Genomic DNA, 13,617 nt, shown 5'->3' with positions numbered 1-13,617 from the left:
ACCGCAGCTGGCCTGATTGGGCGAGCCGCACTGGACTGTTTGTCCGAGCAGTGATTCTGGTGATAAGAATAGGCTCGCGGCGCCGGCAGAGGATTGCGAAGATTGCTCAAATAAACATCACTTGCGCAATTTTTAACCCTGGATAGATAATCCGCCGCAATAGTTATGACAAAGGCCTGATTGATGAGCAAACTCGACCGATACGACCTGAGCATTTTGGCGGAATTGCAGCGTGATGCGCGCATCTCCAACCAGGAGCTGGCCGAACGCATCGGCCTGTCCCCCTCGCCATGCTCGCGGCGGGTCAAGCAGCTGGAAGATGACGGCTACATCTCCCGCCAGGTGGCCCTGCTGGACCGCAAGATGCTCGGCCTGAGCCTGACGGCTTACGTGTTGATCGGCATGGACCGGCATACGCCAGAGCGTTTCGAGAACTTCGAAGCGGCGATTCGTACATTACCGCAAGTGCTGGAATGCAGTCTGGTGACCGGGATGGATGCCGACTATCAGCTCAAGGTCGTCGTGCCGGACATGGATCACTATCAGAAACTGCTGCTGGGACACCTCACCCGGATTGAAGGGGTGACGAGTGTGCGGTCGAGTTTTGTGCTTAATCAGGTGCTCAACAGTACCGAGTTGCCGCTGACTCATCTGCGCAGCTGATGATGGCTTTGACTGATCGTTCCCACGCTCCGCGTGGGAATGCATCCTGTGACGCTCTACGTCACGATCTAAAGCGGACGCGGAGCGTCCATGGCGGCATTCCCACGCAGAGCGTGGGAACGATCACTGCCCAAGGCGACGAATGACTGCGACACACCGACGCAGGTCAATACTCCGCCAATTCGTCGTGGCGTATACTCCAGCGCCTTTTAGCCCCGCCCGCGCTGGAGATGTTCGATGGATCCTGCAGTATTCGAAGAGTGGATGATGACCGGACTGGTCAGCATCCTGATCATTTTCATGGGTTTCATCGTCTGGGATCTGGCGAAGAAGTCCAAGGCCGGACGCTTTGGCTCGTTCATCCTGTTCTTCGTACTCGGCCTGGGCGTGGCCGCGTTCGTGATCAAAAGCGTGGTCATCGGCCTGATCGAATCCGGCACGTTATAAGCGCGCTGGCACTTCCTTCCACTGGCCCTGATCGAGCCCTTCGATCGACCAGTCGCCGATTCTGACCCGCACCAGACGCAACGTCGGCAAGCCGACCGCCGCGGTCATGCGCCGTACCTGACGGTTGCGCCCTTCACGAATCACCAGCTCCAGCCAACTGGTCGGCACGCTTTTGCGAAAGCGCACAGGCGGGTTGCGTGGCCACAGTTCAGGCTCTTCCAGCAGCCGCGCTTCAGCCGGTAGCGTCATGCCATCGTTCAACTCCACGCCATCGCGCAAACGCTGCAATTGCTCGGCACTCGGCTCACCTTCCACTTGCACCCAATAGGTCTTGGCCAGTTTGTGTTTCGGGTCGGCAATCCGCGCCTGAAGCTGACCATCGTTGGTCAGCAGCAGCAAACCTTCACTGTCGCGGTCCAGCCGTCCTGCCGGGTAAATCCCGGGAATCTCGATGTAATCCTTGAGCGTCGCCCGCCCTTCGCCGTCGCTGAATTGCGTCAGCACATCGAACGGCTTGTTGAACAGGATCAGCTTCGGCTCGGCTGGCGGCGCTTTGGCGACACGGCGCGGGGCTGAGGACGATGGCGCAGGCTTCACGCCAGGGCGGCGGGAAACGGGACGTTGAGGACGGGACATGGGAAAAGGAACATCTAACGGTCAGGGCTGCTAATGCTAGTGCCCTGACCGCTAAATGACCATGAGAACAATCAGCGGAACGGCGGCTCGTCGAAGCTGCGCAGTTTGCGCGAGTGCAGCGAGTTGAGTTCGGTGCGCAACAAATCCACCGCCTCGATGCCGATCTTCAAATGCTGGCTGACCGCACGCTCATAGAAGGCGTTGGCCGAACCCGGCAGTTTGATTTCACTGTGCAACGGTTTGTCCGACACGCAGAGCAACGTGCCATACGGCACCCGCAGGCGATAACCTTGCGCAGCGATGGTGCCGCTTTCCATGTCCACCGCCACGGCGCGGGACAGGTTGATCAACGGACGTTCCTGAGCCCAGCGCAATTCCCAGTTACGGTCGTCGTAGGTCAGTACGGTGCCGGTGCGCAGGCGTTTTTTCAGTTCGTCGCCCTTCTCGCCGGTGATATTGGCTGCCGCTTGCTGCAACGCCATTTGCACTTCGGCCAGGGCCGGAATCGGAATATTCGGCGGCACGACCCGGTCGAGAATCCCGTCGCGACGCATGTAAGCGTGCGCCAACACGTAGTCGCCAATCGTCTGCGACTGACGCAAGCCGCCACAGTGGCCGATCATCAGCCAACAATGCGGACGCAGCACCGCCAGGTGGTCGGTGATGTTCTTGGCGTTGGACGGGCCGACGCCGATGTTCACCAGGGTCACACCGTGGCCGTCGCTGGCGATCAGGTGATAGGCCGGCATCTGATAGCGGTGCCAGACCACACCGGCGGCAATCGCCGAAGCTTCGCCGTGGTCCATGCTCTTTTCGATGATCACATTGCCCGGCAAGACCATGCGCACGAAACGCGGATCATTGCGCAGTTGCTCCAGGCCATGAACGATGAACTGGTCAACGTAGCGGTGGTAGTTGGTCAGCAGAATCCACGGCTGCACATGGCGCCAGTCGCTGCCGGTGTAATGCACCAGCCGACGCAGGGAGAAATCCACCCGCGCAGCGTCGAACAAGGCCAACGGTAGCGGGTCGGTGTTTTCCCAATCGTACAGACCGTCGGCGATGCCATCGGTCGCGGCAGACAGGTCGGTACTCGGGAACACCCGCGCCAGCACGGCGGCGGTAACGCCGGAACCGGCCAGTTCATCGCCCTGCTCGACCACGTACGGATAAGGAATGTTTTGCTGGCTGATGCCGACTTCCACCGTCACGGTGAAGTCGTGCATCAACGGCACCAGCTGTTCCAGCAGGTATTTACGGAACGCGGCGGGATGAGTGACGGTGACGCTGTAGGTCCCCGGCAGTTGAACCTTGGCGTAGGCGCGAGTGGTCTGTGGGACTTCGCCCTGGCAATGGTAGGTCAGACGCAGTTCGGGATAACGAAACATCGCACGCTGTTCGGCGTCCGGTTCGACTCGATCATGGAGGTAACGCTTGAGCGCCTGGTTCAGCGCGGTGGTTGCACGATGGTGCAAGAGCGCAAGCCGGTCCACGGCTTGCTCGGCGGTTTGAACGACAATAAAAGCTTCGGTCACGATCAGCATCCTGTGTTCTGACTTGCAGGCCTTCATCTTGCCTGCATCGTCGCTTCACGGGAACAGCGGTTGCTACACAAATACCAAGTCCACCCAGGATCCAATGTGGGAGTGAGCCTGCTCGCGATAGCGGTATGACAGTCGATATTACTGTTGAATGTTGAACCGTCATCGCGAGCAGGCTCGCTCCTACATTTGATCGGTGTCGCTCATGGAAGTGGGGTCGAGCGGGCGACAATCGCTTCCACATCCAGCCCACGCGGCAACGCCCCATACACCCGACCGGCCGAACCGAGGCGGCTGGCGATGAAGGCATCACTGACCGCCGCATTGCCCGCCTCCAGCAACAGCTTGGCCTGAAGGCCCAAGGCGATGTCTTCGGTGAGCTGCCGCGCACGATATTGAATGTCGCCGGTGTCCTTGAACGCTGCCTGCAATTGAATGATGTGTGCGGCCAGGCGCTTGTCGCCATGGCCATCGCCCAATTCGCTGAACAGTACGTCGAGCACGCCCGGTTCCTTGGACAACGCTCGCAATACGTCGAGGCATTGCACGTTGCCGGAACCTTCCCATGTCGAATTGACCGGTGCTTCACGGTACAACCGCGGCAGGATGCTGTCTTCGACATAACCGGCGCCGCCCATGCATTCGGCAGCTTCGTTGATCATTCCGGGCGCACGTTTGCAGATCCAGTACTTGCCCACCGCCGTGACCAGCCGAGCGAATTTGGCTTCGTGCTCGTCATCCAGATGATCCAGCGCCCGGCCCATGCGCAGGCTCAAGGCCAGGGCGGCTTCGCTTTCCAGGGCCAGGTCGGCCAGTACGTTCTGCATCAAGGGTTGTTCGCTGAGCAATTTGCCGCCGACCTTGCGGTGAGCGCAGTGATGGCTGGCCTGGGTCAGGGCCTGGCGCATCAGCGAACTGGAACCGACCATGCAATCGAAGCGGGTCATGGCGACCATTTCGATGATGGTCGGAACACCCCGGCCCTCCTCGCCGACCATCCACGCCAGCGCACCACGGAACTCCACTTCGCTGGACGCGTTGGAGCAATTGCCGAGTTTGTTCTTCAAGCGCTGTATGTAGAACTGATTGCGCGTGTCGTCCGGGCGATGGCGCGGCAGCAGGAAACAGGTCAGCCCCTTGTCAGTCTGGGCCAGGGTGAGGAAGGCATCGCACATCGGCGCCGAACAGAACCACTTGTGGCCCACCAGCTCATACGCCTGGCCCGGACCACTGGCTCCGACCGGAAAAGCCTTGGTGGTGTTGGCCCGCACGTCGGTGCCGCCCTGTTTCTCGGTCATCGCCATGCCGATGGTGACCCCGGCCTTGTGGGCAATACCGACGTTGCGCGGGTCGTATTCGGTGGAGAGGATTTTCGGCAGCCATTGCTCCGCCAAGTCCGCTTGCAGGCGCATTGCCGGGACGCTGGCGAAAGTCATGGTCAGCGGGCAACCACTGCCGGCTTCAGCCTGGCTGTGCAGGTAGGTCATGGCGGCGCGGGCGACGTGGGCGCCGGACTGCGGATGCGCCCAGGGCAACGAAGTCAAACCGTGCTCGACCGCCGTGCGCATCAGTTCGTGATACGCCGGGTGAAATTCAACCAGGTCGATGCGATGGCCGTAACGGTCATGGCTGCTGAAAACCGGCTTGTTCTGATTGGCCAAAAACCCTGCTTCCATCAGCGGCCCGCCGGCCAGGGCGCCGTAAGCGTCGATCCGCGACTCGGCCCACCCGGCCCCGAAACGCCGCGACCACTCCTGCAACGGCAGGTCGATGCGATAGAGATTGGCGCCGTCCAGCGACGGTGGCTGGTTGGTGACTTCGTGGGTTTCGGCGAACTGATGCAGGTTCATGACGGGGCTCCTTTGGTCAGCCAAGGAACTTCAGTTAAGCACCGCCCCCCGACCGAACAAAGTGTCATATCTGCCTAACTGTCGGCGCTTTCGCCTTGCTTTGGACACAGCACCCGACGATAGAGCGCTGCCTGCAGGTCCTCGAATTTCACCGGTTTGTTCAGATAATCGATCAAGGCACCGGTCGGGCAATGTTCCCGATCAATGCTCAAGGCAATCACGAATACAGGCAGTTCGGCGCAGCCCGGCAACGCGCGGATCTGGCAACAGAGGGACGTGCCGTCCAGCGGTGGAAGCTGGCAATCGAGCAATACCGCATCGAAGGTTTCGCGCTGCAAGTGATCGAGCGCGGCAGCCCCGTTGTCGGTGCTGCGCACCCGGAACCCAAGCTTGAGCAACATGCCGCGCATCACCAACTGGTTGATGCTGTTGTCATCGACCAGCAAGACGGTGCAGTCCTGAGGCAGTCGCAGGCGCGGAAATTCCCGGTTCATCAGGGGCGCTGGCGGCCGCTCCACCACGGGCAGTTCGAACTCGACGTCGAGCTGGAAGCGGCTGCCACGACCAGGCTCGGAGCGGTGGGTCAGTTTTCCGCCGAGCAGTTCGACTAGTTGCCGACAGATCGCCAGGCCAACGCCCAGGCCGCCGTATTCACGGGTCATCGAGCCATCGAGCTGGAAGAACCGCTGATACAGTGTCGCCTCTCCCAGATCGGTGAAGCCGATGCCGGTGTCGATCACTGCAAAGGACAGCGCGAATCGGTCGGGCGCCGCGGGTTTACCCGTCACCCGCAGCGCCAGCCCGCCGATCCGCGTGAACTTGATCGCGTTATCCAGCAGGCATTCCAGGCATTGCGCCAATTTGGCGCTGTCGCCGTGCAAGCGATCCGGCAGCCCCGGCGAGACCTCGACTTTGAAGTCCAGCGACTTGCTCGACGCGTTGCCCTCGAATTGCAGGCGCAAAGCCTCGATCACGCTGCGCAAACTGAAAACGGCGGGATAGGTCTTGAGCTTGCCGGCCTGCAACTCGGTCAGGGTGAGGATGCCGTTGACCATGCGCATCATGTCTCGCGCGGAACCGGCGGCCGTTTGCTGGTATTGCTCCAGCTCCGGGTCCATCTCGACGGTCTGCATCAGCTCAAGCGAGCCGATTACACCGTTCATGGGCGTGCGTAGTTCGTGGGTCAGGGTGGCGAGGAACTCGTCCTTGAGCTTGTTGCTGTGAGCCAATTGCTGGTTCAGCACTTCAAGCGTTTGACCGGCATCGAACAGGGTCTGTGCCTGTTGCTCGCGCATGGCGTTGATGCGATCGGCCAGCGCCAGGGACAGCAGCGCCACTTCAATCGCCGAGCCGATCTGGCTGGAATACATGGTCAGGAACACGTTCGGCAGGTAACCCAGCACCATCAGGGTGTTGACGACGCCACCGAGTAAAAACGCCGACCAGGCAATAATGAAATAACGCGCCACTCGCAGGCCACGCAGCCAGGCGAAAATACCTGCGGCAAAAATCACCACGGTGAAGATCAGTGCCAGCGTCGTCGCCAGGCGCAGGGCCATGGCGTAACTGGTCATCAACGACAACCCGACCACGACTGCGCTAAACGCAATCAACGCCAGCAGGATGCGGTCGAGCCAACGACTGTGGGTCGCCGTCTGCAAGAAACTGCGCGCGAACTGGCTGCCGAACAGCCCTGCACAACCGATGAAAAAAGGCGTCGCCGCGTTGGCCCACCAGGGATTGTTCGGCCAGAAATACTCCACGGCCGCGCCGTTGACCGACAGCTGATACAAGCCGAACGAGGCAATATAGAAGATGTAATAGAGATAGCTGGTATCGCGCACGCTGAGATAGATGAACAGGTTGTACACCAGCATTCCCAGCAACACGCCGTAGATCAGCCCCAGTACATACAGTCGGACCGGCTGCTCTTCCAGGTAGGCAGTGCTCGACCATAGGGTGACCGGCGCCTGGATCGACCCTTCACTTTGCAGTCGCAGGTACAGGGTTTGCGCTTGATCAGGGGTGAAGTTCAGATCGAACAAATAGTTGTTCTGGCGGATCTCGCGACTGTCGAACGGCAAGGCATCACCGGTCTGACGTGCCAATTGATAGCCACCGGCCGCATCGGGCAAATAGAGATCAATGTGATCAAGGGGCGGATAGGCCAGCTCCAGCAACCAGGTGCGTTGCACCGCGGGGTTGTTCGGGCGGTAATGCAGGTCGATTTTCAGCCAGAACACTGAACGCGAGTAACCGGCGTTGAGGGTGGCTTTGTCATGGGGTTTGAAGTTTCCGGCCGCGGCTTGTGCGCGGACATCGGCGATGCTCGCCTGACCGCCCGCGTCTTCGAACACTTGCAGGGTTCGGCCCAGGGGAAGGCTTTGAGTGAACTCGTCGAATTCGACTGCACTCGCCATAAGGGGCAAGCACAACAGCATCATCAGCAAATAGCGCATTTAAGCCCCAGCGTGGCCTGTCCGGTTATCCAAGGAAGCCCCTCATTCCTTTTGAGTAGACGTAAAACCGGCATTACCTGTTATTGGTTTGGATCCACTCTAGCATAGCCGTTGGTGGCCATTGAACACCATTGTAATTTTTCCTACAAAGGCTCTAGCACGGGCGTTCCAGCCGCACATATTGAGCTAGAGCTATTTCACCGGTCAGTTTGTGACAACGCCCTGTTCCCTGTAGCAGCTGCCGAAGGCTGCGTTCGGCTGCGCAGCAGTCGTCAAACCTGACCACCCGGTTTGCCTGATACACCGCAGCGACTGACTTCACGCCTGCTACGCAGCCGAACGCAGCCTTCGGCAGCTGCTACATGGACCGCGTGATGACTCGCTGGGGGCAACCGAAAAAAGATGTTTGGTGGTAAGCTCGCGCACCATGAATATCTACAGCTCTCGCCCCGTTGTCCTCTGTCTCTCCGGCCACGACCCAAGTGGTGGCGCCGGCTTGCAGGCAGATATCGAAGCCCTGCTCGCTCAGGGATGTCATGCGGCCCCGGCCGTCACCGCCCTGACCGTGCAAGACACGGTCAACGTCACTGATTTCCGCGTCCTCGACCGTGAGTGGGTGTTGGCCCAGGCCAATGCCGTGCTCAACGACTCCGAAGTCGCGGCGGTGAAACTGGGCATGCTCGGCTCCCTGGAAATGGTCGACACCGTGGTCGAACTGCTCTCGGCGCACCCGCATTTGCCGGTGGTCTGCGACCCGGTGCTGCGCGCCGGCGGCGGCGGACGACTGGGCAAGGACGAAGTCGGCTACGCCATGCGCGAACGCCTGCTGCCTCTGTCGATCATCGCCACCCCAAACCTTCCCGAAGCCCGCATCCTCGCCGAACTGCCCGAAGGCACCGCGGACGAGTGCGCGGAAAAACTCCTGCCATTCGTCAAACACCTGCTGATCACTGGCGGCCATGGCGATGAACACGAAATCCACAATCGCCTGTATAGCCGCGACGGTCACCGCGAAACCTTCACTTGCCAGCGCTTGCCCGGCAGTTATCACGGTTCCGGTTGCACGCTGGCCAGTGCCTTGGCCGGTCGTCTGGCCCTCGGTGAAAATCTCGCCAGTGCCGTGCAGACCGCGCTTAACTACACGTGGCGCACCCTGCGTGATGCGGAGCAGTTGGGCAAAGGCCAGTTCGTGCCGCGCCGCCTGCCGCTGGATTTCTGTTCGTAACTGTCCCTGCGTAAAGCAAAAAGGATTGTCCGATGAAGCTACGTGGCCTGTACGCCATTACCGACAGCCAACTGCTGGCCGGTAAATTTCTTTCGTACGTGGAGGCGGCGCTGGAAGGCGGCGTCACCCTGCTGCAATACCGCGACAAGAGCAACGACGAGGCCCGCCGTCTGCGCGAGGCCCAAGCCCTGCGCGATCTGTGTGAACGCTACAAGACCCAGCTGATTATCAATGACGATGCCGAACTCGCTGCGCGCCTGAACGTCGGCGTGCACCTGGGCCAGACCGACGGCCCGCTGACCCCGGCCCGCGCATTGCTCGGTCGCCAGGCGATCATCGGTTCGACCTGCCACGCGCAACTCGAACTCGCCGAACAAGCGGCCAAGGAAGGCGCCAGTTACGTCGCCTTCGGTCGCTTCTTCAACTCCAATACCAAACCCGGCGCCCCCACTTGCAGCCTCGAACTGCTCGACCAGGCCCGCAGCAAACTGCACCTGCCGATCTGCGCGATTGGCGGCATCACCCTGGACAACGCCGCGCCACTGGTGGCCCATGGGGTCGATCTGCTGGCGGTGGTCCATGGCCTGTTTGGCGCCGAGAGCACGGCTGAAGTGACACGCCGCGCCCGCGCCTTTAACGAATTACTGAAAATCTGATTTGAGAGCCCGATCATGTCTCGTTCCGAAACCCTGTTTGCCAATGCCCAGAAACACATTCCCGGTGGCGTGAACTCGCCTGTTCGCGCGTTCAAAAGCGTTGGCGGCACGCCGCTGTTCTTCAAACACGCGGAAGGCGCCTACGTCACCGACGAAGACAACAAGCGTTATGTGGATTACGTGGGCTCCTGGGGGCCGATGATTCTCGGCCACAGCCACCCGGATGTGCTGGACGCCGTGCGCAAACAGCTTGAGCACGGATTGTCCTACGGCGCGCCGACCGAGATGGAAACCCAGATGGCGGACCTGGTCTGCTCGATCGTGCCATCGATGGAAATGGTGCGCATGGTCAGCTCCGGCACCGAAGCCACCATGAGCGCGATTCGTCTGGCCCGTGGTTTCACCGGCCGCGACAGCATCATCAAGTTCGAAGGCTGCTACCACGGTCACTCCGACAGTCTGCTGGTCAAGGCCGGCTCTGGCGCCCTGACCCAAGGCGTGCCGAGCTCGGCCGGTGTGCCGGCGGCGTTCGCCAAACACACCCTGACCCTGCCGTTCAACGACATCGACGCGGTAGAAACCATGCTCGCCGAAGTCGGCCAGGAAGTGGCCTGCATCATCGTCGAGCCCGTGGCCGGCAATATGAACTGCGTACCGCCGGCACCAGGTTTCCTCGAAGGCCTGCGAACCCTGTGCGACAAGCATGGCGTGGTGCTGATTTTCGACGAAGTGATGACCGGTTTCCGTGTCGCCCTTGGTGGTGCACAAGCCCACTACGGCGTGACGCCAGACCTGACCACCTTCGGCAAAATCATCGGTGGCGGCATGCCGGTTGGCTGCTTCGGCGGCAAGCGCGAAATCATGTCGCACATCGCACCCTTGGGCCCGGTCTATCAGGCGGGCACCTTGTCGGGTAACCCGTTGGCCATGGCTGCCGGCCTGACGACCCTGCGCCTGATCAGCCGCCCGGGCTTCCACGCAGAGTTGACTGACTACACCAGTCGCCTGCTCGATGGCCTGCAACAACGCGCCGATGCCGCGGGCATTCCGTTCGTGACCACACAGGCCGGCGGTATGTTCGGTCTGTACTTCAGCGGTGCCGACGACATCGTGACCTTCGATGACGTGATGGACAGCGACGCCGCCCTGTTCGGACGCTTCTTCCACTTGATGCTTGAAGGCGGCGTGTACCTGGCGCCGAGCGCCTTCGAAGCCGGCTTCACCTCGATTGCCCACGGCGAAACCGAGCTGAAACTGACGCTGGATGCTGCCGAACGCGCATTTGCTGCATTGAAATAACGCTGTGCCGCTGACGCTGGCAGTTGCCAGCGTCAGCTTTCACCTGCATTCCCGTCCTTATTCCTGCGCTTCTGCTCAAATACTCGGCAAAGTGGCCGATATATTCCCCGCGCAGCAGAAAAACGAGTAAAGACTTTGTAAGGTTGGCCCTGCTTATTTCATAATGCGCGCTTATTGGATCCCTCGACGGGTCCGCGCGCCCCTCAGAGGTAAGTCGATTCCCATGAACCGCACCGGCCGCGCCCTTGCACTGGGCTGCCTGTTGCTCCTTCAGCCCCTGCTCGCGCTCGCACAAGCAGGCGGCAACTCGTTGTTAATCCCAGCGATGGGTCGTTGCACCCTCAATACTCAGCCGCAAGACCTGGCACAGGCGCTCGCCGCCTGCCAGAAAGCGTCGGATGAAGGGGATGCGCAGGCGCAATACGAGTTGGGCGAGTTCTACTACGACGGCACAAATACGCCGCGCGACCTCAAAAAAGCCCTGGGCTACTTCGAAAAAGCCTCGTTGCAAGGCCATGCTCAGGCGCAATTCAAACTCGGCTCCATGTTCTTCCACGGCGAAGGCGTACCGGCCAACAACGTCCAGGCGTATATCGTGCTGAAAATGGCGGCGGTCAATGGCGCTGAAGAAGCGTTGGACACTGCCGACGAAGTCGCCGAGAAAATGCCCCGCGAAGAACTGGAAGTCGCTACCCAGGTGCTGGGGCAAATCTTCCGCAAGTATCTGATGGAATTGCAAAGCGCCGATGGGCGTACGCCGTTCTCGCCGTTGCCTTAACTGTGGCGAGGGGATTTATCCCCTCGCCACAGATAAATCCCTTCACCACAGACAAATCCCCTGACCACAATGACTCTCTAGCCACAGAAGAGAGCCCTGTCAGCTTCAGGATTGCTATTTACTTCTCAGGCATCGGCATCGGAAACGGCATGACATTGCCGACCGCGCCGCGGGCTTCGCTGATTTTCGGTGTACCGAGGCGCTCGACCTCGTCGATCCGCACGATCGAATGCATCGGCACAAAGCTGCGCACAACGCCTTCGAACTGAGCCTTGAGCTTCTCTTCGCTCGGATCGACGACCACTTGCGTGCGCTCGCCAAAGACGAACTCTTCAACTTCCAGGAAGCCCCACAGATCACTTTGATAGATCTGTTTGGCATACATTTCGTACACCTGGCCCTGGTTGAGGAAAATCACCTTGTAGATTGGAGCTTCACGTTTGGTCATGGTGGGCGAGCAACACATCGGGGGATAAAAATGAGGGCGCGAACTATAGCATAGCCGCCGGACGCGCAACGGTAGGAACCTTGGAACATGTTCCCTATAATGCGCGGTTCTTTGAATCACGTGATGACTCTGTCCATGGCCAAGAAGCTTTACATCGAAACCCACGGTTGCCAGATGAACGAGTACGACAGCTCGCGCATGGTCGATCTGCTGGGCGAACATCAGGCCCTGGAAGTCACCGCTCGTGCTGAAGATGCCGACGTGATCTTGCTCAATACCTGCTCGATCCGCGAACGTGCCCAGGACCGGGTGTATTCCCAACTCGGCCGCTGGCGCGAACTGAAGCTGGCCAACCCGGACATGGTGATTGCCGTTGGCGGTTGCGTGGCCAGCCAGGAAGGCGCCGCCATCCGCGATCGTGCGCCGTACGTCGATGTGGTGTTCGGCCCGCAGACCTTGCACCGCCTGCCGGAAATGATCGACGCCGCCCGCGCGACCAAGCTGCCGCAAGTCGACGTCTCGTTTCCGGAAATCGAAAAATTCGACCACTTGCCCGAGCCGCGCATCGATGGCCCAAGCGCCTACGTGTCGGTCATGGAAGGCTGCAGCAAGTACTGCACTTTCTGCGTGGTGCCCTACACCCGCGGCGAAGAAGTCAGCCGACCTTTCGATGACGTGATCGCCGAGATCATCCATCTGGCTGAAAACGGCGTGCGTGAAGTGACCCTGCTCGGGCAGAACGTCAATGGCTACCGCGGGACCACTCATGACGGTCGTTTGGCTGACCTGGCCGAACTGATCCGCGTCGTCGCCGCCGTCGATGGCATCGATCGCATCCGCTACACCACTTCACACCCGCTGGAATTCTCCGATAGCCTCATCCAGGCTCACGCCGACGTTCCGGAACTGGTCAAACACTTGCACTTGCCGGTGCAATCGGGCTCGGACCGAATCCTGGCGGCGATGAAGCGCAACCACACCGCGCTGGAATACAAATCCAAACTGCGCAAGCTGCGTGCTGCCGTACCGGGGATTTGCATCAGCTCGGACTTCATCGTCGGCTTCCCGGGCGAGACCGAAAAAGACTTCGAACAGACCATGAAGCTGATCGAAGACGTCGGTTTCGACTTCTCCTACTCGTTCGTCTATAGCCAACGCCCGGGCACTCCGGCTGCCGATCTGGCCGACGAAACGCCGGAAGCGCTGAAAAAAGAACGCCTGAACGCCTTGCAACATCGTCTGAACCAGCAAGGTTTCGAGATCAGCCGACAAATGGTGGGCTCCATTCAGCGGATTCTGGTCACCGATTATTCGAAAAAAGACCCCGGTGAACTGCAAGGCCGGACCGAGAATAATCGCATCGTCAACTTCCGCTGCGACAATCCGACGTTGATCGGGCAGTTCGCCGATGTGCATATCGATGCCGCACAACCGCACTCGCTGCGGGGTTCGCTGATTCAGTAACACCTCATTACCCTGTGGGAGCGAGCTTTGTGGCGAGGGGGCTTGTCGGAACGCCGCATCGCCCCGTTGGACTGCGAAGCGGTCCCGAGTATTTTGCGACTGCTTCGCAGCCGGACGGGGGCAAGCCCCCTCGCCACAGATGAAGTACCAA

Annotated in this window: 12 protein-coding genes; 7 read left to right on the top strand and 5 right to left on the bottom strand. The window is 60.2% G+C overall.

The genetic code is table 11. The features are described from left to right. Positions 1-183: 183 nt before the first annotated feature. Together ACQ4OB_RS05105 and ACQ4OB_RS05100 are read left to right on the top strand one after the other, a co-directional pair. Positions 184-663 (top strand): Lrp/AsnC family transcriptional regulator, encoded by a 480-nt coding sequence (locus tag ACQ4OB_RS05105; RefSeq protein WP_007937367.1) that lies wholly within the window; start codon positions 184-186, stop codon positions 661-663. A gap of 237 nt (positions 664-900) precedes the next feature. After that, positions 901-1,110 carry a DUF2788 domain-containing protein gene (locus ACQ4OB_RS05100; protein WP_007937369.1) on the top strand — a complete coding sequence of 70 codons (210 nt, stop codon included), beginning with the start codon at positions 901-903 and terminating at the stop codon, positions 1,108-1,110. Here ACQ4OB_RS05100 and ACQ4OB_RS05095 read toward each other — a convergent pair. The 4 genes from ACQ4OB_RS05095 to ACQ4OB_RS05080 form a co-directional block, all read right to left on the bottom strand. Continuing rightward, positions 1,105-1,746 carry a pseudouridine synthase gene (locus tag ACQ4OB_RS05095; RefSeq protein WP_074871151.1) on the bottom strand — a complete coding sequence of 214 codons (642 nt, stop codon included), beginning with the start codon at positions 1,744-1,746 and terminating at the stop codon, positions 1,105-1,107. The genes ACQ4OB_RS05100 and ACQ4OB_RS05095 overlap by 6 nt on opposite strands. A 71-nt stretch (positions 1,747-1,817) precedes the next feature. Then, positions 1,818-3,317, bottom strand: a complete 1,500-nt coding sequence (amn, locus tag ACQ4OB_RS05090) for an AMP nucleosidase (protein ID WP_173860464.1) — start codon at positions 3,315-3,317, stop codon at positions 1,818-1,820. A 173-nt stretch (positions 3,318-3,490) separates the two neighbouring features. Next, entirely contained in the window at positions 3,491-5,137 is a 1,647-nt protein-coding gene (locus tag ACQ4OB_RS05085; RefSeq protein WP_430955232.1) for an acyl-CoA dehydrogenase family protein, read from the bottom strand. Positions 5,138-5,211: 74 nt separating this feature from the next. After that, complete coding sequence (locus ACQ4OB_RS05080) at positions 5,212-7,596, bottom strand: 7TM diverse intracellular signaling domain-containing protein (protein WP_430955231.1); 2,385 nt, start codon at positions 7,594-7,596, stop codon at positions 5,212-5,214. A gap of 427 nt (positions 7,597-8,023) precedes the next feature. Between ACQ4OB_RS05080 and ACQ4OB_RS05075 the strand changes: the two genes are divergently transcribed. From ACQ4OB_RS05075 to ACQ4OB_RS05060, 4 genes are all read left to right on the top strand, one after another. Beyond that, positions 8,024-8,821 carry a hydroxymethylpyrimidine/phosphomethylpyrimidine kinase gene (locus tag ACQ4OB_RS05075; protein ID WP_033054181.1) on the top strand — a complete coding sequence of 266 codons (798 nt, stop codon included), beginning with the start codon at positions 8,024-8,026 and terminating at the stop codon, positions 8,819-8,821. 32 nt (positions 8,822-8,853) lie between these two features. Then, positions 8,854-9,477 (top strand): thiamine phosphate synthase, encoded by a 624-nt coding sequence (gene thiE, locus ACQ4OB_RS05070; protein WP_430955230.1) that lies wholly within the window; start codon positions 8,854-8,856, stop codon positions 9,475-9,477. A gap of 15 nt (positions 9,478-9,492) precedes the next feature. Then, positions 9,493-10,776, top strand: coding sequence for a glutamate-1-semialdehyde 2,1-aminomutase (gene hemL, locus ACQ4OB_RS05065; RefSeq protein ID WP_430955229.1), 1,284 nt, complete (start codon positions 9,493-9,495; stop codon positions 10,774-10,776). Positions 10,777-10,999: 223 nt separating this feature from the next. Beyond that, positions 11,000-11,554, top strand: a complete 555-nt coding sequence (locus tag ACQ4OB_RS05060) for a tetratricopeptide repeat protein (RefSeq protein ID WP_074871163.1) — start codon at positions 11,000-11,002, stop codon at positions 11,552-11,554. Positions 11,555-11,672: 118 nt separating this feature from the next. Here ACQ4OB_RS05060 and ACQ4OB_RS05055 read toward each other — a convergent pair whose 3' ends face one another. Further along, entirely contained in the window at positions 11,673-12,002 is a 330-nt protein-coding gene (locus ACQ4OB_RS05055) for a DUF1820 family protein (protein WP_007894425.1), read from the bottom strand. Between the two features lie 135 nt (positions 12,003-12,137). Between ACQ4OB_RS05055 and miaB the strand changes: the two genes are divergently transcribed. Continuing rightward, positions 12,138-13,466 (top strand): tRNA (N6-isopentenyl adenosine(37)-C2)-methylthiotransferase MiaB, encoded by a 1,329-nt coding sequence (miaB, locus tag ACQ4OB_RS05050; RefSeq protein ID WP_033053447.1) that lies wholly within the window; start codon positions 12,138-12,140, stop codon positions 13,464-13,466. The last annotated feature ends 151 nt before the right edge of the window (positions 13,467-13,617 follow it).

The organism is Pseudomonas sp. ES4, assembly GCF_050586665.1.
Classification (GTDB): Bacteria; Pseudomonadota; Gammaproteobacteria; order Pseudomonadales; family Pseudomonadaceae; genus Aquipseudomonas; species Aquipseudomonas frederiksbergensis.
Note: the sequence above shows the minus strand (reverse complement) of the source record. Positions and strands in the feature narration are given on the sequence as shown.